Origin of the sequence: Metabacillus mangrovi, assembly GCF_009711125.1 — a bacterium.
In the GTDB taxonomy this organism is placed as follows: Bacteria; Bacillota; Bacilli; order Bacillales; family Bacillaceae; genus Metabacillus_B; species Metabacillus_B mangrovi.
In genome coordinates this window covers 94,957-115,032 of sequence record NZ_WMIB01000003.1, presented here as the reverse complement: position 1 = coordinate 115,032, position 20,076 = coordinate 94,957, and the positions used below count along the sequence as shown (strand labels likewise).

Sequence of the window (20,076 nt, the reverse complement as noted above, 5' to 3'; positions counted from 1 at the left end):
TGAATGTGGGGACTGACCCGCGATTCCGCTTTTCCCCGGCAGTGAATGTGGGAACTGACCCGCGATTCCGCTTTTCCCGCTTTTCCCGCTTTTCCCTGCGATCCAATCAATCCCCTCCGCCCGCCTTTCTCCTGCAAATCACAAAAAACCGGCCCTAAAATCCCGGGCCGGCTGCTGATTATCAATCAAACGTAATGGCTTCAACCGTCTTGCGGTCAAGCTTTTTGATCACTTCGACGAGCAGGCGCACCGTGTTTTCGTAGTCGTCACGGTGAAGCATGGCTGCATGGGAGTGAATGTAGCGTGTTGCGATGGTGATGGACAGTGCAGGTACTCCGTTGGCGGTGATGTGGATCGCGCCGGAGTCGGTTCCTCCTCCTGCCAGGGAATCGTACTGATATGGGATTCCGTGCTCGTCGGCCGTGTCGGTCACGAGCTCGCGGAGACCTTTATGGGAAACCATGGAGGCATCGTACAGGATGATTTGCGGTCCGTCACCCATTTTTCCAAGTGCTTCTTTCTCCGTTACTCCCGGTGTGTCGCCGGCAATGCCGACGTCCAGTGCAAAGGCAATGTCCGGCTGGATCAGCTGGGCAGAGGTTTTTGCTCCGCGCAGTCCGACTTCCTCCTGAACAGTTCCTACACCGTACACGATGTTCGGATGCTGCTCATCCTTCAGCTTTTTCAGGACGTCAATCGCGATGGCGCAGCCGATGCGGTTATCCCAGGCTTTGGCAAGCAGCATTTTTTCGTTTTTCATCACAGTGAACTCGAAATAAGGAACGATCTGGTCGCCGGGGCGGATGCCGAATTCAGCAGCTTCTTCCTTGCTTGAAGCTCCGATATCAATGAACATATCTTTAATTTCAACCGGTTTTTTTCTTGCTTCCGGAGGCAGGATGTGCGGCGGCTTGGAGCCGATAATACCCGTCACATCGCCTTTTCGCGTTACAATCGTTACGCGCTGTGCGAGCATAACCTGCCCCCACCAGCCGCCTACCGGCTGAAAGCGCAGGAAGCCTTTATCATCGATGCTCGTGACCATGAATCCGACTTCATCCAGATGTCCGGCAAGCATGATTTTCGGACCGGTTTCATCTCCTGATTTTTTTGCGATCAGGCTTCCGAGTCCGTCTGTCATCACTTCTGTGGAGAAAGGTTCTATGTGCTTTTTCATGACCTCGCGGGGCTCGCGCTCGTTGCCCGGAATTCCTCTCGCATCGGTCAAATCCTTCAGCATTTGCAAAGCTTCATCCAAATGTGCCATTTAATTGCCCCCTTTATGATAATCCTTCAATCTCTATTATACTCAATAATTGGGCAATTCAGCAAAAGATGCCTAGTAGCCTTGCTGCTGTCTTTCATGATTGATTTCATTTTTCAGCAGGTAGGCCTGCTCTATTTCTTTAGGAGCGAATCCAAGCAGCTGGCCAAGGTATAGATATTCGCCGAAAACAGTCAGGTAGGCCTGGAGATCCGGTGATTTGTCAAAAAGTGATACAGCGTCATACACCATCAAAAACTGGTGGGTCAGATCTGTTTCTTTGCTGTCTTTCATATGCTTCAGGCTCGTCTGGCTTTCATATTGATGCTCCAGACCGAGGGACAAAATGAAGTGAATACCGTCTACGTACTCCTCCAGTATGATGCTTCTTTCTGAAGCTGCTTTTTTGCTCCAGAATTTGAAGCAGCGTGTTTCATTTGCAAGCTCTCCAAGTTCGACGAGCAAAGCAAGTGTTTTGCGCTGGATCAGATTCTCATTCTCCAAACCATGCTGCCGCTCAATTTTGGCATCCAGTTCTTTCTGCATCGCAAACAGTGCTTTAATGTTCATTGCCATCTCCCTTTCAGTAAGAATTTTTTAAGCAAAAAAATGAAACGCTCCTGCCTGCTGAAACGTATGTATGGAAAACTGGCAGGAGGCCTTCTTATGTTCGTATTGCTGATCCGACTCGTCCTGATCGCCCTGGTTTTCTTTCTATTGTTCAGGGCTGTCCAATATTTGCTCAATCCAAAACGGAAGCTTGAGCTGGCCCGGGAAAAAAGAGAGCTCTATTTTCTTGATGACCGGGAGAATGTGCGAAAGAATTTTCTTCTCACCTATAAGGGCGTTTTATTCGAGGGGGAAAAATACCTCGGAACAACTGATCAGTCCTTTGAAGTGATTTCGATCTTCATCTGGAGCCATAATGTACCCAGTCTTCAAGGACTGTCTGTTGAGGATTTCCGCTACCTGGAGGGACTTATTAAAGAAAAATACCCTCATGCAAAAATCGACTGGAAAAGTCCGATTCATGAATTTTTAAAGCATTAGCCGATCAGTCCGGCGAAATAAGCGGTGAACAATACATGAGCCGCGCCGAGAAGAGGCATGCCGATTCGAAAAGCGGCATGCTTTGTTTTATGCCGGACTGTATACATGCCAATCCATGAACCAAATACCCCGCCTGCAAGCGCGATGAGCCAGAGCGTATTTTCGGAAATCCGCCACTGGCTCTTCTGCGCCCTTTTTTTATCTGCTGCCATCACTGAAAATCCTGCGATGCCCATGACAGCATAATAGATGAATACTGCTCCCATCAACGTGATCCCGCTCCTGTTAAGCAAAAGAGGCCGATCCCCTGAACGGCGACCGTCCAGCTCCGTCGATCACTAATGATTCAGGAGATGAACCGGTCTGCCCAGCAGGGTACCAGCCTCATGATTGCTTAAAATTATTTGTCAAGTTTAGCTTTTGCAGCATCAGCAAGCTGAGCGAATGCTTTTGCATCTGCAACAGCAAGGTCAGCAAGCATTTTGCGGTTTACTTCGATACCTGCAAGCTTCAATCCGTGCATTAGACGACTGTAAGAAAGACCGTTGATGCGAGCAGCTGCATTGATACGAGTAATCCATAGTTTGCGGAAGTCACGTTTTTTCTGGCGACGATCGCGGAAAGCGTAGTTGTAAGATTTCATTACTTGCTGGTTCGCTACTTTGTAAAGCGTGTGTTTGGAACCGTAATAACCTTTTGCTAATTTAATGACTTTTTTACGACGTTTGCGTGTTACTGTACCGCCTTTTACTCTTGGCATGTCATTTACCTCCTAGTTATGTTTCCGATCTATTTTGAACTTATTTGATGTTATCAAGCATGTGGCGAATGCGTTTGAAGTCGCCTTTGCTAACTAGTGAACCTTTACGGAGCTTACGTTTCGCTTTAGTAGACTTGTTAGCGAACAAGTGGCTAGTGTAAGCGTGTGAACGTTTAAGTTTACCTGATCCAGTCTTTTTGAAACGTTTAGCAGAGCCGCGGTGAGTTTTCATTTTAGGCATCGGGGTTTCCTCCTCGTGTAATTACTTTTCGAATTTCGGTGCTAATACCAAGAACATGCTGCGTCCATCCATTCTGGGTGAAGACTCGATAGTTGCCACGTCAGCACAAGCTGCAGAAAAACGATCCAGAACGCGCTGGCCGATTTCTTTGTGGGTAATCGCACGGCCTTTAAAACGGATTGACGCTTTTACTTTATCGCCTTTTTCAAGGAACTTGCGTGCATTTCTCAGTTTCGTATTAAAATCATGCTCATCAATCGTCGGGCTGAACCGGACTTCTTTGATGCTGATGATTTTTTGGTTTTTGCGGGCTTCTTTATCTTTCTTCTGCTGCTCAAAGCGGAATTTACCGTAATCCATGATTCTGCATACAGGCGGTTTTGCTCCTGCAGCAACCATCACAAGATCCAGGTTTGCGCGTGTTGCAATTTCGAGCGCTTCCTGACGGGATTTAATTCCAAGCTGATCACCATTTTGTCCGATTAGACGTACCTCACGAGCGCGGATGCCCTCGTTTACCAACATGTCTTTGCTAATAGTTAGCCACCTCCATGGTTTATTACTGAATAGTGTTTGGTGACAGCATTCAGCAGGCTGTCATCCATCCTGAGCTTTGCATTTTTTGAGCATATAAAAAGTGCGGGCGCATGACACACCCACACTACGAATTCAAACAAATCAGTTTTGATCTCGTCATACCTGCCAACTGCAAACTGCGTCAATCAGGTGAGAAGCGGGTGCTTCTGCTTTTTCATCAAACAACTATTCAATTAACCTAAAACATCATACCATCCATGCTTTAGGAAGTCAAGCAGCATTGCTTTTTAATCACTGTTATTGATTGTAGCAAAGCTGCCCGATATTTGCAATAAAATTATTTGCGGATTTCCTTTTCTGCTAGCTCGGCAAACTGGGCGAACGGAATCGTCTCGGACTTCTGCTCCCCGTATTTGCGGACGTTAACCGCCCCTTCTGCCGCTTCATTATCGCCAACAACCAGCATATAAGGGATTTTCTGAATCTGGGCTTCCCTGATCTTATAGCCCATTTTCTCGTCACGGACATCGAGCTCAACCCGCATTCCAATCGCTTGAAGCTTTTCCTGAACTTCCTTCGCGTAATCCAGATGGACAGATGGAGAAACCGGGATGACCTGTACCTGAACCGGGGCAAGCCATGTCGGGAAAGCTCCTTTGTACTCTTCAATAAGGAAAGCAACGAAGCGCTCCATTGTTGACACTACACCGCGGTGTATGACGACCGGACGGTGCTGCTTGCCGTCTTCCCCGACATAATTCAGGTCGAATCGTTCCGGAAGAAGGAAATCGAGCTGGACCGTTGAGAGCGTCTCATCTTTTCCAAGTGCTGTCCGCACCTGAACGTCAAGCTTCGGACCGTAGAATGCCGCCTCGCCTTCCGCTTCAAAATAATCGTGTCCAAGCTCATCCATCGATTCTTTCAGCATGCTTTGCGCTTTTTCCCACATGGCATCATCGTCAAAGTACTTTTCCTTATCTTCCGGATCTCTGTAAGAAAGGCGGAAGGAGTAATTCTCGAGGCCGAAATCCTTGTAAACCTCTTCTACAAGACGTACTACACGAATGAACTCTTCCTTAATCTGGTCTGGACGGACGAAGATATGCGCATCGTTAAGCGTCATTCCCCGAACGCGCTGAAGACCGGAAAGTGCTCCTGACATTTCGTAGCGGTGCATCATGCCAAGCTCCGCTATGCGGATCGGCAGTTCGCGGTAGCTGTGAATGTCATGTTTATAGATCATCATATGGTGAGGGCAGTTCATCGGGCGCAGAACAAGGTCTTCATTATCCATGCTCATGACCGGGAACATATCCTCCTGGTAGTGATCCCAGTGGCCGGATGTTTTATAAAGATCAACGCTTCCCATCACTGGAGTGTAGACGTGATCGTAGCCAAGCTTTTCTTCCTTGTCGACAATGTAACGCTCGATCGTGCGGCGGATCGTCGCACCTTTTGGAAGCCATAGCGGCAGCCCCTGGCCGATAAGCTGGGAGTTCGTGAAAAGGCTCAGTTCTTTTCCAAGCTTGCGGTGGTCCCGCTCCTTCGCTTCTTCCAAAAGACGGAGATGCTCATCCAGGTCGGCCTTCTTAAAGAACGCCGTACCGTAAATCCGCTGCAGCATTTTGTTTTTGCTGTCGCCTCTCCAGTAAGCCCCTGCAACACTCAGCAGCTTGATCTCCTTCAGCTTCCCTGTAGACGGTACGTGAATGCCGCGGCACAGGTCAAAAAATTCACCTTGCTCATAGATTGTCACCGTTTCATTCTCTGGAATGGCTTCAAGCAGCTCAAGCTTCAGGTTGTCTCCGATTTCCTCAAAACGCTTTTGCGCTTCACTTCTGGAAACTTCTACTCGGACGATTTCCACGTTTTCGTTGATAATCTTCTGCATTTCTTTTTCAATCTTCGGCAGGTCCTCGGAAGAAATGGATTCTTCCATATCAAGATCGTAATAAAAGCCGTTCTCGATAACCGGACCAACCCCGAGCTTTACATCTCCAAAAATCCGTTTCACTGCCTGCGCCAGCAAGTGGGCTGAGCTGTGGCGCAGGATTTCAAGTGCATCTGGGGAATCCTGTGTCACGATTTCAATCGCACCGTCATTTTCAATCGGTGTACGCAGATCAATCAGCTTTCCATCGAGCTTTCCTGCCAGCGATTTTTTCTTAAGACCCGGGCTGATGGATGCCGCGATCTCTTCTGTTGTCGTGCCTTTACTAAACTCCTTTACTGCTCCGTCTGGAAAGGTAATGTGCAATACTTCAGACATCCTGATCACTCCTTCTTGTTTTATGGGCTGTATAAAGCCCGGAAAATATAAAAAACCCGTCCCTGTAAAAGGGACGGGTTATGTATACGGATTGATACAAACCTTCATCGTGGTTCCACCCTAGTTCCCGGCAATGCTGAAACAGCCATCGCGCGGCTCTGGAATCTGTAACGGGATTGCCCGTCAGCCATTACTAAACGTTCACAGCTGAAGTTCAAAGGCGGTAAGGTATGCTCTTCCGGTTAAAAAGGTTTCAGCCAGTGCCTTTTCTCTCTGAAAACCATTCATGCATCCTCTTGTCCTCATCAAAACTGATGTTGATTGAATTTGATTCGATTATAGTCTTTTTCGATTTGCAAATCAAGATGAATCACGGGATTTTTTTTGAATTCAAATAAAACGAGACCTCTGGGCGCAGCATAACACGCTCCTGAAAAACGTTTTGAATCGTCTGAATCATACCATGATCCGGATCATCCGAGTACAGAAAAATCCTCCCCGGCGCCATACTGACAAGGGGGGCAAGCAGTGCCGTATCGATATACACCGGATGGCGGCAGAGCAAATCCCGGTCCGTCACACGCCGAAGCTCCGTATCAGTCATCTCCTTATACTCCCCATTGTAAATAAGAAAATGCCTTCTGTGAAAAACATGAACCTCAGCAAGCAACGGGTGCTTCTGGATCACATATTCACGCAGCAGCTGAATAAAGCTCTGATACTCCTGCTCAAGCTTATATTCCTCAATAGCAGCCTCAGCATACCGCTTCAGCTTGTGCATATATCCAGAGAGCCTGAACCTCACAAAGGAATGGAAGGAGAACCTTAATCCAGGCTGAATAAACTGTCCGAGTGTTTCTTTAACAAACTCTTCTTTTCCAGAAAACCGCTCCACGTTCGGAATATCCGTCCGTTCACCTTCCATAATGGATTGGGAAATGTTCAAAATCTGCTGCAGCTCATCTGTATCCGTAAAATAAAACTGATTTTCAAGAATGGAAAGAATCCATAAAGACTCCATTTTCTCTGTTATATATTCTGAAAGCAGAGGAATCAGAAAAGACCGGATTTCACCGTCACCCGCGATAATTTCAACGGAAGCAGGCTGCTCCATTGTGACAGACATCCCCGCTTCTCCGGCCCGGCCGGCCAGCCACATGTAAAAGGATTGCGCCTCTTGTTCAGACTCAAAGGAAATCTCCAGCAAAGTTTGTCCCCCCTCAATAGCGAACACATCTGCTTCATGTATATGGGGGCCCGAAACTTTTTAGAAGAAGTTTTTACCTGAGCTGCGGGGATTCATTTGGATGCGATTTGGTCTGTGCTGGATGGTTGCCTGGCATTGGGGGCTTGCCTGGCATTCTTCCCTGGCATCACCGTTTTACCTGGCATTCTTGCCCGGCATCACACCCCCGCCTGTCAACCTCCACAAAAAAAAACCGCCTCCCTCGGGAGACAGTTCAGCTGCGGCGGTTACCGCCTTCCAGTTTGAACGGGGTGGCGAGGTATTTGATGCGTTCGATGACTCTTGCCGCTTTTACTTTTTCTTCTTCTCCGCGCTGCGTGTAGGAGAGGTGGTGTTCAAGCTCCTTCAGGTCAAAGTTTGACGTGAAGAAGGTGGGCAGGTTTTCTGTCATTCTGTATTGAAGGATGACACCGAGGATTTCATCTCTTGTCCAGCTGGACATGGATTCTGCTCCGATATCATCAAGCATGAGAACCTTTACTTTTTTTACGGCATCCATCTTTTCTTCCAGGGTGGAATTCTGGATCGAGTTTTTCAGCTCTCTCATGAATTCAGGAAGGTAGACGAGCATGGATGGGATGTTTTTAAAGGCGAGTTCGTTGGCGATTGCGCCCATGATAAAGGTTTTTCCCACTCCGAATGATCCATGAAGGTAAACGCCGCGCTGACGCTTTCCTTCTTCTGCGGCGCGTACGAATTCCTGGATTAGCCCGAATAGCTTGATGCGGCTGTTATCGTCAAAATCGATATCCTGGAATTGAGCTTTCAGAATATCTTTTGGAATGTACAGGCTTTTGATTAGGGATTCATGTTTCTTCCTCTGATCATCTGCAATTTTGGAAGGGCACTGATCATATTGGAGATCGATTGTTTTCCCCTGCAGCACCAGTTCAGGATGGTAGCCCTGGATGATGTTCCGGCATTGGCCGATGCTCGGACAGTCGCGGCAGCCTTTGCTTTGCTGTGTATATTCATAAAGTTTGTTCAGGCTTCTTTCGATGACGCTCTCATCTACAGCGCTGCTGTTGGCAGACAGGAACGCCTGTATGTCAGGATCAGCGAGCACTTGTTCTTTCAGACCGCTCAGCCGTTTTTGAAAATCCGGCCGGTTCGTTACGTTTCTCATGGATTTTCCGATTGGCTCCATTTAGATCCGCCTCCTCATTTACGAGTCGTTTTTAGGGGGGCTTTTGAAATTTTTTATCCATTCCTCTATCTTTAGCTTCTCAGCTTCAAGGTCCTCTGTTCCGTTCTCCTCTTTAGATGGGACGGCCGGTTCCCCTGCAGTGTTCTCTTTTTCTTTCATCCATTCCGGTACCATTTCGCTCCGGATCGGTTTCCGTCCTCCGGATGAGGACCGTGATTTTCCTTCCGCCCACTCCAGGTATTTCTTATTCTCTGTTTTCGCAAGCTCAATAGCCCCAGCGACGGTTGTTATTTTTTTCCTTGCCCAGTGGCCTGCGATCCGCTGAACGTACCCTTTAGAGAGCTTCATATCGGATTTCAGCATGACATAGTAGATTAAGACGTTCGCGACGCCAGGGAGTAATTTCTGCTGCAGCATGACCTCTTCGATCACCTGCAGATCTGCGAGGGTCGGCTCTGCCCCTTCATACACGTCCTTCAGGTATTGATAAGGCGTCATGGTTTCCAGCTGGCGGATCATCATCTGCTCGGTTGTCAGTTCGCCCTGATCCAGTACAGTCCGGTGCTTGACAGGCTGCACTTTATTGATTTCTGCAAGCTTCGGTGTCTGCTTGCCATATTGGAAATCATACCAGTCACGTGCACACTTGCGCAGCAGCTCACGGTCGATGGTCTCATCCGGCTGCAGAGAATCCATCAGCAGGTTCTGCATGTTGAGCGGATCAATTCCATACACGTAGGAAAGCTTGATGATCGTCTCCTTAACAGCTGGTGTAATGGATTTTTTTGAAATAACCGATTGGGAAAGCCCTTCAAACAGCAAATCGAAATCGAATGCCGCTTCTGAAAAGGATGGTTCTGTCTTTTCTGCGTCTTTGATGTATGTCTGGTTTTCCCCGGGTCCTTCTTCCTCCTGCAAGCTGATCTCGCTCGGCTGCAGCGAGTAGAACACCTCATCAAAGGAACGGGTCACGTTTTCACCAGCCTCACGTTCTTCGTCCGTAAAGAACCGTTTAAGCTGCATGTACGTTGTATGGCCGACACGGTTGTACAAATAGATGTTCAGCATGCCGTCATTAAAAAATTCATTTGGTTTCAGCGGGGATCTCAGTTCATAGTAAAAGATCCGGCTGTCCTGCTCTTCTTTTACGTAGGTGGATAGCAGGCCGATTGCTTCAAGCTTGATCCTTTCTGCGTAAAAGCTTTTCAGGCTCATCTGGGTGAGGGCCATCAAACGGTGATGGGTATGCTCCTGCCCCCATAGCCGGTCCTGTTCGAGCTCTGCCCAAAGTGTCATATATAAACCGAGTGCCGCGGTTCCAAGCAGGGGCTGATACAGCATCGTTGCCAGCTTGCGGTCGTATTCATGCAGCATCCCGCTGCATTTCGACCGGTAGCGGTCGCCCGGTATTAGTTCCTTCCAGTGATAATCCACTCCGTTATTCCTCCCCATTTTCTGGAGTTACGATGGGGAAAAGGATAAAAGGAGCCGGAAAATCAGCATCCGCACTCCTAATTGCTTTCCCTCTTGATCAATTCCTTTAATTCGTCAATGAATACATTGATGTCTTTAAATTGCCTGTATACAGAAGCAAACCGCACATATGCGACCTCATCGACATCTGCCAGCCTGTCCATCACCATTTCACCGACGCTTCCGCTTTTCACTTCGGATACGCCATTATTCCGTAATTCTTTTTCGATATCCTGAACCACTTCTTCAAGCCTGTTCAGGGGGACCGGACGCTTTTCACATGCCTTGATCAGACCGCGCAGCATCTTCTCCCTGCTGAACTCTTCGCGTGCTCCGTCCTTTTTCACGACAATCAGCGGAATTTCTTCCACTTTTTCAAAGGTGGTGAACCGGAACTGGCAGTCTTCGCACTCGCGTCTTCTCCTGATCGCTCTTCCATCCTCTACAGGACGGGAATCAAGCACTCGTGTCCCCTGATTATGACAAGCAGGACATTTCATCTGTCAACAGCTCCATTCCTTCCATGTTAACTGGGCGGTGCCCTGTTACCAGCCTTCCTTTATTTGCCCGAATTCAGTCCGGCACCGACAAATTTCAATTCGCTGTCCAGCTTTTTGTAGTATTCGAGAATGACCTTCCGGCTGTAGCCGAAATCAGTTGGAAGCGGAGTGTCCGTGGAAACGGAAAAATCAATGGCAGTTTCAAACGGCCTGACGGAAATAACAGTTGCGACCAGCAGTGCGGATTTCGGTTTTTGAATGTGCACGCTGATCTCCCCGCGCTCTTCGGAAACAGAAGTGACCGCACAGCCTCCTCTTGAAGAAGCAGCTGCCTGAACGGCATCCATCGCTTTCTTGACCGTTGCTTTATAATACCGGCTTCGCAAGTCGGGATTGCTGTGCTGCTCGGCTGTTTCGGTATGTGCTGAAAAAAAGGCTTGGACTTTTTTTAGTAGACTCATATAGGCTCTTCTTCTCCTCTTCAAAGCCCTGACGGGGCCGGTATGTATATATCTATCATACTGTTTTTTCCGGATAATCAAAAGAGGTGTGAAAAAATCTTCACACCTCTCAAACCTTAGACTTTATCCGTATCGTAAAATTACTGGGCTTTAGCCTGGGAGTGCTTCACTTGAACAGGTCCCATACCGCGCGGAATTTCGATGTTCTCGCGGGTTTGTGCACTTAGTGCCTCAGCAATATAGTCGGCAGCAATATTTGGATTTAAATCTCCGCATGTATATACATCAATGCTTGCATATCCATGTTCAGGAAAGCTGTGAATCGTAAGATGGGATTCAGAAATAATGACAACCCCGCTCACACCTTGTGGAGCAAATTTATGAAAAGCTACCTCTCTGACCTCTGCACCAGATTTCAATGCAGCATTTACAAACGTTTTTTCAATATAATCCATGTCGTTCAACTTATCGAAATCACAGCCCCAAAGCTCTGAGATTACGTGTCGTCCCATTGTTTCCATAGTCATGGATCCCCCTTAATTAAATTTGGCGATGAATGAAGTTCTCCGCACATCAGCACGCCATACTACCACGGGGGAAAGTTAGTCCTAAGAGGTCCTAACCCTTTAAGTAGCTGCATTGCCTTGCTCTCAAGAAGTTCACGAAAAATAGTATACTTCCTTTAAAACATTTTTGCAACACACGGATGCAAAAAATATTTTTTAAGTTTTCAGGAACCTTTTTGCAGTTTGCTATTTTGCAAGCCAGTGCCCCCAATAAAAAAGCTTAGCGGGTTTCCGCTAAGCTTTCAAGGATTGTGTTTATACACTCATCGGCTTCCGCAGGTCTGCTGCAACCAGGCTGACAAGATCAGCCACCCGGCAGGAATAGCCCCATTCATTATCGTACCAGGCAAGCACCTTCACTTTTGTTCCTTCCATCACGAGGGTCGACAGCCCGTCGATGACGGCTGAGTGGGGATCTGTGTTGAAGTCCACAGAGACAAGCGGTTCTGCTGTAAATCCAACGACATTTCTCATCGAACCTGAAGAAGCATTGATGAATGCTTCATTCACTTCAGCAGCGGTTACGCCTCTTTTAACGTCCACTGTCAGATCCACCAGGGAAACATTCGGGGTCGGAACACGCAGCGCCATCCCGTGAAGCTTTCCATTCAAGTGGGGAAGGACGAGGGAAAGGGCCTTCGCCGCCCCGGTTGTTGTCGGGATGATGGATTGTGCGCATGAACGGGCACGGCGCAGATCCTTATGCGGATTATCTATATTTCTCTGGTCATTTGTATAAGCGTGAACAGTTGTCATCAGGCCGTTGACAATCCCGAACTGGTCATCGAGGATTTTGACAACCGGTGCCAGACAGTTTGTGGTGCAGGAAGCATTGGAAATGATCTGGTGTTCGCTTTTGAGCATATGCTCATTCACACCCATCACAATGGTCACGTCTTCATTTTTGCCCGGTGCTGTGAGGATAACTTTTTTTGCACCGGCTTCAACATGGGCCATCGCCTTTTCTTTGGAGTTGAACTTGCCGGTCGCCTCAATGACAATGTCCACTTCAAGCTCTCTCCAAGGAAGCATTCTTGGATCCCTGTTGTTGAGCAGAAGAATTTTGTGACCGTTTACAATTAGGTGATCACCGGCAGGGATGACTTCTCCGTCAAAACGGCCGTGGTTCGTATCATATTTAATCAGATGGGCCAGCGTCTCTGCCGGATAGCTGGCGTTGATCGCTGTGATCCGGAACTGCTCTTCCATCATTGCTCTGCGAAAAACCATTCTTCCAATTCTTCCAAAACCATTAATGGCAACATTTACGTTCATAAAAAATGACCCCTTCCCCTTTTGTGCTATACTTGAAGTATTAATTATGCAATTAGTATATCACATTTAGACGGTTTGGAAAGATTAAAACAACCAATTTCTGAAATTTTCATGTTGTTTTTCAGGGAGTCAGATATACTGCATCCGGAATGATTGCGGACAGGTACGCCGTGCAGACGATGGAAATCTGCACTTGCCGCTTCAAACACAGCTCCTCTGGCCAGGCTTTATTCATAAGCTCTGTTAAACTTGGCTGTTGATTGCAGCTGGCAGGCGTTCGCTCATCCAGGGCGGGCGGTGAGCCTTCTCCTCGCTTCGCAACAGGGGGGTCTCACCTGTCGGGCTGCTCTCTAGCTCCCAGTCTCACGCCTTTCGCTCCAATCAACAAGTGTGAAAAATCAACACTATGCTTTAACAAAGCCTTTTCATAAAAAAAAGAGCCCGATAAAGGCCCTTTACGCAATGTTCCATTCCTTCAGGAGTTCCATCAGCTGGCGCTTCGTATCTTCTGGCGGCCCGTTGTTATCCAGCACAGCTCCTGCCATGGATTTTTTCTCATCCAGGGGCATTTGCGAGCGGATTCTCGCCTCTGCTTCTTCTTTCGTAATGCCGTTCCGCTTCATCAGGCGTTCGAGCTGGGTGGCCGGTGATACATAGACTAGCAGAATGACATCTGCATAGGATTCCAGCCTGCTTTCAAAAAGCAGCGGAATATCCAGGATGACAGCAAGGCTGTTTTCCCTGTACAGCTCTCTCTGGCGGATCATTTCTTTTCGTACTTCGGGATGTACAATTCCGTTGAGGGTGTTCCGTTTTCCGCTGTCATTGAAGATGATATTTCCGAGCTTCCCGCGGTCTATCGTTCCGTCAGGGTGGAGGATTTCTTTTCCGAAAGCCTCGACAATCCGATGGTAAGCCGGCTTGCCGGGATCAACTGCTTCTTTTGCGATAAGGTCTGCATCTACAACCGGAAAACCCATTTCCTTCAGCATGGAGGATACTGTGCTTTTCCCGCTGGCGATGCCGCCTGTCAGGCCAATGACCGTGCCCATTTACATCGACTCCTCTATAGCTTCCAAATTCCAATGCATATTAACAGCAGCCCCGGAAGGCAGCTGAACTTTTCAATCCAGGACCATTTAGCAAAAAGGTGGCCGGCCTGTATGCCTGCGAGCAGAAACACTGAGCTCATCACAGCCGCTGACAGACTCATCGCCAAAGGTGAAAATCCGAGCAGCGCTGCTCCAAAGCCTGCTCCGAACGCATCAAACGAAAGAGCGGCTCCCAGCAGCAGAGCTTCAATGCCTGCGATATGCCCGGAACCGTCCAGGTCTGCAGAGGCAGGCTTTCTTAATATATGGATGACAATTCCAAGAGATTTAATCTCCAGGTTAAACAGGGTTTTTTCCCGTTCTTCTTTCGAAAGATCCCTCGATGGCTTCAGAAATTGATAAAAAACCCATAGCCCAATGAGGATCAGGATGATGCCTCCAAGGCGTTTCGTCCATTCCGGATCAATGAAAGAACTTAAAAGATGACCGAGCATCATTGCTGCGAGCAGACTGAAGGCTGAGCATAAGGCTATGATCAGCAGGGATTTGACCGGTATTTTCATTTTCTTCAAACCATAGCTGAAACCGACTGAAAAGCTGTCGAGACTGACGGCGATCGCCATAACAAGCAGAGATGCGGAAATCATATAATGCACAGGCTCCTTCCGTTACATACTCGTGCATTATATGACAGCTGCCCATTATGAGTGCCGCAGCCGCAGCTTAAACGTCCGCGCTGATGCCTGGAGTGAGCGTCTGGCAATGCGGGCAGAAATGCGTTCCCCTGCCACCCGTTACTTTCTTCGCGATGGGCGTGCCGCAGATTTTACAAGGTTCATTTTTTTTTCCGTAAACGAACAGCTTCAGCTGGAACATGCCGATTTCCCCCTGCGAATTCAGATAAGAGCGGATGGTGCTGCCGCCCTGCTCAACCGCCTCGTTCAGCGTCTCAATGATGCTGCTTCGAAGCTGCTGAATCTCTTCGATTGAAAGTTCCTTCGCCGGCTTTTCCGGGTGAATACGGGCTCTGAACAGCGCTTCATCTACATAAATGTTTCCAAGTCCGGTAACAAGACGCTGATCCAGCAGCGCCACCTTAATCATCCTGTTCGTCCTTGACAGCCTGCCGGCAAGGTATTCTTCGGAAAAATCCTCCGTAAAGGGCTCAGGCCCAAGCTGGGAAAGCGGCAGGTCCTGCTGCTCCGTTCCTTTTTCGAATAAGTGCATCGTCCCAAATTTCCGGACATCATCATATCTGAGATGCGTTCCGTCAGTAAAATGGAAAATGACATGAGTATGCTTGCCCGGCTCCTCACCGGAGTCATACAAGCTATATTTCCCTTCCATGCGGAGGTGGGAGACGAGCACGTAATGATCAAGAGAGAACATCAGAAATTTGCCCCGTCTGCCGATCTCCTGGATCGTCTGCCCTTTTAGTGCGTCCTGAAATTGAAGGACATCGTCAGGGCGCTTGATCATCTTCGGCCAGCGAACCTCAATTTCAGCAAAGGTTTTTCCTTTTACAAGCTGCATGAGTGTTCGTCTGACCGTTTCGACTTCAGGTAATTCCGGCATAGTATCCCATCCTTTTTCTACTTTGCATCGTACCATGAGCTTCCGTAGGAATAATCCACCTTTAATGGCACGTCCAATTCAACAGCATGCTCCATTACTTGCGGCACGAGCTTTTTAAGAATTTCGATCTCTTCAGGAGGTGCTTCAAAAATCAGTTCATCGTGCACCTGAAGAAGAAGGTTCGTCTGGAGCTTTTGCTCTTCCAGCTCTCTTGCCATATCGATCATGGCTTTTTTAATAATATCAGCGGCGCTTCCCTGAATCGGTGTATTCATCGCCGTCCGCTCTGCAAAGCTTCTCAGATTAAAATTGCGGCTCGTAATTTCGGGCAGGTACCTTCTCCTCTGGAGCAGCGTGGAAACATACCCTTTCTGCTTGGCTTCTCTTACGATTTCGTCCATGTATTCCCTTACTCCGTCAAAGCTCTCGAGATAGCGGCTGATGAACTCACCGGCTTCCTTCCTTGTAATGCCGAGGCTCTGGGAAAGACCGTAATCACTGATCCCGTATACAATTCCGAAGTTGACCGCTTTAGCCTGTCTTCTCATATTGGAGGTCACTTCGTCATGCCCTACATGGAAAACATCCATAGCCGTTTTCGTATGAACATCCATGTCATTTTTGAATGCTTCCATCAGATTTTTATCCTGGGCAATATGCGCGAGCACCCTCAGCTCGATCTGTGAATAATCCGCCGCGAAAATGACCCATCCTTCTTTTGAAGGAATAAAGGCTTCGCGGATTTTCCTGCCTTCCTCCAGACGGATCGGGATATTCTGGAGGTTGGGATCGGTTGAACTGAGGCGGCCGGTCTGGGTAAGTGCCTGATTAAACCGTGTATGCACTTTTTGCGAATCCTCGTGGACCACTTTCAGCAGCCCTTCGATATAAGTGGACTGCAGCTTGCCGATTTGCCGGTAAAGCAAGATCTGCTCTGCAATTTCGTGATGGTCCGCAAGTTTTTCCAGAACATCCGCAGAAGTAGAGTAGCCGGTTTTTGTTTTTTTCACAGGCGGCAGCTCGAGCTTTTCAAACAGGATGACACCGAGCTGCTTGGGAGAATTGATATTGAAAGCTTCTCCTGCAAGACCGTGGATCTTGTTCTCCAGAGCCTGCAGCTTTTTTGTAAGCTCTGCTCCCATCTCCTTCAGGCGGTGTGTATCGACCTTCACACCCGTTGCTTCCATTTCCGCTAAAATTAAGGCGAGCGGCATTTCCAAGTCATGATACAAATCATATTGATCATTCTCATGCAGTTCTTTTTCAAGAATGTCCCTTAACTTTTTCAATGCTTCTCCTTTGCGGACGAGGTGATCGGCAAGCAGCTCCTGTTCCGGAAGCTTCCGCTTCGCACCTTTGCTGTAGACTGCTTCGTCCGTTTTCGTCCCGCTGATTCCCTTTAATCTCGCGAGGCCCGCTACATCGTCAGCGGTCTGGGATGCATCCAGGATATAGGATGCGAGCAGAATGTCAAAGTCCACACCTTCAAGCTCGATTCCCTGCCATTTGAGCGCAACGATTGAACGTTTCGCATCAAATACCGTTTTCCGTTTGTTCTCGTCCGCCGCCCATTGCTTGAACTCTTGAGATTCAGCCGCCAGCTCATAGGGAAGGTAATAGCGGCCGTTTTCATTGATGATGGCAAAGCCTGCAATAGCACTGCGGTGGTAGTTTTCGTTCCATACTTCGACTACGAGAACAGCATCATCGGTGAGCATTTCAGCCGTCACGGCTTCAGCCGTTTCGAAAGGAAGATCTTCTTCTTCCTCCGGTTCGCCTGTTTCTGCTCCTGTATCAAACTTATCGATCAGCGTCTTGAAGCCCAGCTCACGGAAAACCGGGAGGACAAGCTTCGGATCATAGCCGCTGTATGTAAGGTTTTCAATGGTGATCTCAAGTGGTGCTTCCGTATTGATTGTCGCAAGCTCCTTGCTCATGACCGCATCCTCACGGTGTGTTTCCAGTCGTTCCTTCAGCTTGCCTTTCAGCTCATCAAGAGACTCGAGAAGCTTTTCAACCGATCCATACTCCTTCAGCAGCTTAATGGCCGTTTTTTCCCCAACGCCCTGCACGCCCGGAATGTTATCGGAGCTGTCACCCATCAGACCCTTCATATCAATAATCTGCGATGGGGAGAGGCCGTACTTTTCCTCAATGAATGCCGGCGTGTAGGAATCCACTTCCGTTATTCCTTTTTTCGTGATGGACACGGTTGTGCGATCGCTTGCGAGCTGAGTTAAATCCTTATCTCCGGAGATGATTTTCACTTCAAATCCATCTTCTTCCGCCTTTTTGGAAAACGTTCCGATGATGTCATCCGCTTCAAAGTTTTCAAGCTGGTAGCGCGGGATCTTGTAAGCGTCCAGAAGTTCATGAATGAACGGGAACTGCTCGGAAAGCTCAGGCGGCGTCTTTTGCCTTCCTCCCTTGTATTCAGAGTATGTTTTGTGGCGGAAGGTTGTTTTGCCTGCATCAAAGGCAACAAGCATATGGGTGGGATTTTCTTCTTCCAGAATCTTCATCAGGATCATCGTAAATCCATATATCGCGTTTGTATGTACGCCCTTATCATTATTCAGCAGCGGCAATGCAAAAAAAGCACGGTATGCAATGCTGTTTCCATCGATCAGGACCATTTTCTTTTTATCCAACATTTTTCCTCCTTGAAAACGCAGTCAGCTTTATGCCGAAAACAGCAAAAAGCCGCCCTCTTCTTCCTCATATTCTACCATGTCCGGTATGAGAAAGAAAAATGGCGGCACGATTCAGTTTTACTGGCCGAGTAAAGTTTGTGCGTAAGGGGAGTCCATCGGAAGGATGATGACCGTCTCTCCGTCTATCGTCTTCTTATAGGATTCCAGTGTTCTGTATAGGCTGTAAAATTCCGGATCAGCAGAATAAGCGCGGTTGTAGATCTTAGCGGCCTCCTGCTCCCCCTGGCCCCTGATCACATCAGCTTCGGATTCAGCTTTTGCGAGGGTTTCCTTCACATACTGGTCTGTTTTAGCAGTAATCCGGTTCTTTTCCGCATCTCCTTTTGACAAGTACTGCTGGGCCGTGGAATCCCTTTCTGAAATCATACGTGTGTACACCGATTTCTCATTTGCTTCAGGGAGATCCGTCCGTTTGATCCGCACATCGGTTACAGTGATCCCATATTGATCCCGGTCGAGGAGGCGGTTGACGATTTCAGTTACTTTGTCATTCAGGCTTCCGCGGGAAGACTTTTCATCATTGATGATTTCATCATAGTTAAGCTGTCCGAGCTCCGAGCGGATGGATGAGAACACAAATTCAGCCATTTTTGCTTCTGCGTTCACCATGGTCCGGGCATTCGAGATCATCTTTTTCGGATCCTCGATTTTCCATACCGCATAATTATCAATGATCATCCGTTTCTTATCTTTCGTGTTGATTTCCGCCTCTTTTACATCATAGGTCATTTGAAATTTCGGAAGGGAAGTAACACTCTGTATAAGCGGGATTTTCACGTGCAATCCAGGCTTTTCAATAATCCTGACCACTTCTCCGAACTGGCGGACGACCTTGTATTCGTTCTCTTTGACTACAAACAGACTGGAGAACAGGCCAATCAGCAGCAAGGCCGCTATCAGCAGAAAAATGCCAAAACGGATATAGCGCGTATAGGAAAATTTTTCTCTGAAATTCACGACGTTCTCATTGGCCATTCTTTTCACTTCCTTCCGCTGAAGCTTGAGGCGGCACTTGATTTTTCCCTTTTGAGAGATCTGCGATCGGCAGGTATTTCATCGTGCCGCCCTCGTCCTTCATAATATAAACTTGGGCTCCGGGAAGAACCTGATCAATCGTTTCAAGAACCAGACGTTTCCGTGTGATTTCCTTTGCATTTTTATATTCGGTGAAAAGAGAGCTGAACTTCGCTGTTTCTCCGATCGCTTTCTGAACACGGGCTGTTTTGTCACCTTGCGCCTTCGAGATGATGGCATCCTTCTCCCCCAGCGCTTCTTCCCGCTTCTGGTTTTCATATTTCTTTGCTTCATTCATTTTCGTGTTCATCGTTTCCCTTGCATCTGTTACATTTGTGAATGATTTTCTAACCTCTTCATTCGGCAGATCGACATCCTGCAGCTTGACAGCAAGGATGGAAATGCCGATGTCATATTTGGCCATCAGTTCACCAAGAAGCTCCTGAACTTCTTTTTCTATGTTGGCTTTGCCTGAAGTAAGGGCATCATCAATTTTCGAGCTTCCGATGATGCTTCTTAAACTGGAGGAGGTAGAATCATATAAAATCTCTTCCGGGTCTTCAGCGGAAAACAAATATTTTTTCGGATCAGAAATTTTCCATTGAACGACCATGTCTGCCAGCACAATATTTTCATCACCCGTGATCATTTTCGTTTCGGCAGGGACCGATTTTACATCACCAGAATCTTCTTTGTATCCAAACTGCAGACTGAAGGTCTCTTTCGATAGCTTTTCAACAGTCTGGACCGGCCATGGCCATTTCATGTGCAAGCCGGATTCCGTCACTGTATCCTGCACCTTGCCAAGTGTAATGATAACAGCCTGATCGGATTCATCTACCGTAAACCATGTGGTAAAAGCCAAGATCAGTACAGCTGATGTTGCCGCAGCAAAACCGAGAAACGTATAAAGCTTTTTAAGTGTCAACGTG

At 47.8% G+C, this 20,076-nt stretch carries 21 protein-coding genes and 1 other annotated feature; of the genes, 1 reads left to right on the top strand and 20 read right to left on the bottom strand.

Going from position 1 to position 20,076, the window contains the following annotated elements; all coding sequences use genetic code 11:
* Positions 1 to 181: 181 nt before the first annotated feature.
* Together GKZ89_RS05715 and GKZ89_RS05710 are read right to left on the bottom strand one after the other, a co-directional pair.
* A complete protein-coding gene (locus GKZ89_RS05715; protein ID WP_155111436.1) occupies positions 182 to 1,267 on the bottom strand; it encodes a M42 family metallopeptidase in 1,086 nt (361 codons plus the stop codon).
* Positions 1,268 to 1,339: 72 nt separating this feature from the next.
* Complete coding sequence (locus GKZ89_RS05710) at positions 1,340 to 1,834, bottom strand: dUTP diphosphatase (RefSeq protein WP_155111435.1); 495 nt, start codon at positions 1,832 to 1,834, stop codon at positions 1,340 to 1,342.
* A 96-nt stretch (positions 1,835 to 1,930) separates the two neighbouring features.
* Here GKZ89_RS05710 and GKZ89_RS05705 point away from each other — a divergent pair, with 96 nt between their 5' ends.
* A complete protein-coding gene (locus tag GKZ89_RS05705) occupies positions 1,931 to 2,314 on the top strand; it encodes a sigma-w pathway protein ysdB (protein WP_155111434.1) in 384 nt (127 codons plus the stop codon).
* Here GKZ89_RS05705 and GKZ89_RS05700 read toward each other — a convergent pair.
* The 18 genes from GKZ89_RS05700 to hflK form a co-directional block, all read right to left on the bottom strand.
* Positions 2,311 to 2,580 carry a DUF1294 domain-containing protein gene (locus GKZ89_RS05700; protein WP_155111538.1) on the bottom strand — a complete coding sequence of 90 codons (270 nt, stop codon included), beginning with the start codon at positions 2,578 to 2,580 and terminating at the stop codon, positions 2,311 to 2,313. The two genes, GKZ89_RS05705 and GKZ89_RS05700, sit on opposite strands and share 4 nt — an antisense overlap.
* Positions 2,581 to 2,714: 134 nt before the next feature.
* On the bottom strand, positions 2,715 to 3,074 hold the full coding sequence (gene rplT, locus GKZ89_RS05695) for a 50S ribosomal protein L20 (RefSeq protein WP_035410911.1): 360 nt from the start codon (positions 3,072 to 3,074) through the stop codon (positions 2,715 to 2,717).
* 40 nt (positions 3,075 to 3,114) lie between these two features.
* Complete coding sequence (gene rpmI, locus GKZ89_RS05690) at positions 3,115 to 3,315, bottom strand: 50S ribosomal protein L35 (RefSeq protein WP_035410913.1); 201 nt, start codon at positions 3,313 to 3,315, stop codon at positions 3,115 to 3,117.
* A gap of 21 nt (positions 3,316 to 3,336) precedes the next feature.
* Positions 3,337 to 3,840: a translation initiation factor IF-3 gene (gene infC, locus GKZ89_RS05685; protein ID WP_155111433.1), complete on the bottom strand. Its 504-nt coding sequence runs from the start codon at positions 3,838 to 3,840 to the stop codon at positions 3,337 to 3,339.
* A gap of 100 nt (positions 3,841 to 3,940) precedes the next feature.
* Positions 3,941 to 4,070, bottom strand: a sequence feature (ribosomal protein L20 leader region).
* Positions 4,071 to 4,189: 119 nt separating this feature from the next.
* Positions 4,190 to 6,121 carry a threonine--tRNA ligase gene (thrS, locus tag GKZ89_RS05680; RefSeq protein WP_155111432.1) on the bottom strand — a complete coding sequence of 644 codons (1,932 nt, stop codon included), beginning with the start codon at positions 6,119 to 6,121 and terminating at the stop codon, positions 4,190 to 4,192.
* A 370-nt stretch (positions 6,122 to 6,491) separates the two neighbouring features.
* Positions 6,492 to 7,328, bottom strand: coding sequence for a putative sporulation protein YtxC (gene ytxC / locus GKZ89_RS05675; RefSeq protein WP_155111431.1), 837 nt, complete (start codon positions 7,326 to 7,328; stop codon positions 6,492 to 6,494).
* Positions 7,329 to 7,581: 253 nt separating this feature from the next.
* On the bottom strand, positions 7,582 to 8,514 hold the full coding sequence (dnaI, locus tag GKZ89_RS05670) for a primosomal protein DnaI (protein ID WP_155111430.1): 933 nt from the start codon (positions 8,512 to 8,514) through the stop codon (positions 7,582 to 7,584).
* An 18-nt stretch (positions 8,515 to 8,532) separates the two neighbouring features.
* On the bottom strand, positions 8,533 to 9,948 hold the full coding sequence (locus GKZ89_RS05665) for a replication initiation and membrane attachment family protein (protein ID WP_430696789.1): 1,416 nt from the start codon (positions 9,946 to 9,948) through the stop codon (positions 8,533 to 8,535).
* 77 nt (positions 9,949 to 10,025) lie between these two features.
* On the bottom strand, positions 10,026 to 10,487 hold the full coding sequence (gene nrdR / locus GKZ89_RS05660; RefSeq protein ID WP_155111428.1) for a transcriptional regulator NrdR: 462 nt from the start codon (positions 10,485 to 10,487) through the stop codon (positions 10,026 to 10,028).
* Positions 10,488 to 10,546: 59 nt separating this feature from the next.
* Positions 10,547 to 10,948, bottom strand: coding sequence for a cytosolic protein (locus tag GKZ89_RS05655; protein WP_155111427.1), 402 nt, complete (start codon positions 10,946 to 10,948; stop codon positions 10,547 to 10,549).
* Between the two features lie 140 nt (positions 10,949 to 11,088).
* A complete protein-coding gene (gene speD, locus GKZ89_RS05650) occupies positions 11,089 to 11,469 on the bottom strand; it encodes an adenosylmethionine decarboxylase (protein ID WP_155111537.1) in 381 nt (126 codons plus the stop codon).
* A 300-nt stretch (positions 11,470 to 11,769) separates the two neighbouring features.
* Positions 11,770 to 12,789 carry a glyceraldehyde-3-phosphate dehydrogenase gene (locus GKZ89_RS05645; RefSeq protein ID WP_155111426.1) on the bottom strand — a complete coding sequence of 340 codons (1,020 nt, stop codon included), beginning with the start codon at positions 12,787 to 12,789 and terminating at the stop codon, positions 11,770 to 11,772.
* A gap of 455 nt (positions 12,790 to 13,244) precedes the next feature.
* Complete coding sequence (gene coaE / locus GKZ89_RS05640; RefSeq protein ID WP_155111425.1) at positions 13,245 to 13,841, bottom strand: dephospho-CoA kinase; 597 nt, start codon at positions 13,839 to 13,841, stop codon at positions 13,245 to 13,247.
* 14 nt (positions 13,842 to 13,855) lie between these two features.
* Complete coding sequence (ytaF, locus tag GKZ89_RS05635) at positions 13,856 to 14,488, bottom strand: sporulation membrane protein YtaF (protein WP_155111424.1); 633 nt, start codon at positions 14,486 to 14,488, stop codon at positions 13,856 to 13,858.
* Between the two features lie 76 nt (positions 14,489 to 14,564).
* Positions 14,565 to 15,416 carry a DNA-formamidopyrimidine glycosylase gene (mutM, locus tag GKZ89_RS05630; RefSeq protein WP_155111423.1) on the bottom strand — a complete coding sequence of 284 codons (852 nt, stop codon included), beginning with the start codon at positions 15,414 to 15,416 and terminating at the stop codon, positions 14,565 to 14,567.
* A gap of 17 nt (positions 15,417 to 15,433) precedes the next feature.
* Entirely contained in the window at positions 15,434 to 18,070 is a 2,637-nt protein-coding gene (polA, locus tag GKZ89_RS05625) for a DNA polymerase I (protein ID WP_155111422.1), read from the bottom strand.
* Between the two features lie 117 nt (positions 18,071 to 18,187).
* The gene (gene hflC, locus GKZ89_RS05620; RefSeq protein WP_155111421.1) at positions 18,188 to 19,105 is read right to left on the bottom strand and encodes a protease modulator HflC; all 918 of its coding nucleotides are present in this window, start codon (positions 19,103 to 19,105) and stop codon (positions 18,188 to 18,190) included.
* Positions 19,095 to 20,072, bottom strand: a complete 978-nt coding sequence (gene hflK, locus GKZ89_RS05615; RefSeq protein WP_155111420.1) for an FtsH protease activity modulator HflK — start codon at positions 20,070 to 20,072, stop codon at positions 19,095 to 19,097. The genes hflC and hflK overlap by 11 nt, the downstream gene beginning before the upstream one ends.
* Between the last annotated feature and the right edge of the window lie 4 nt (positions 20,073 to 20,076).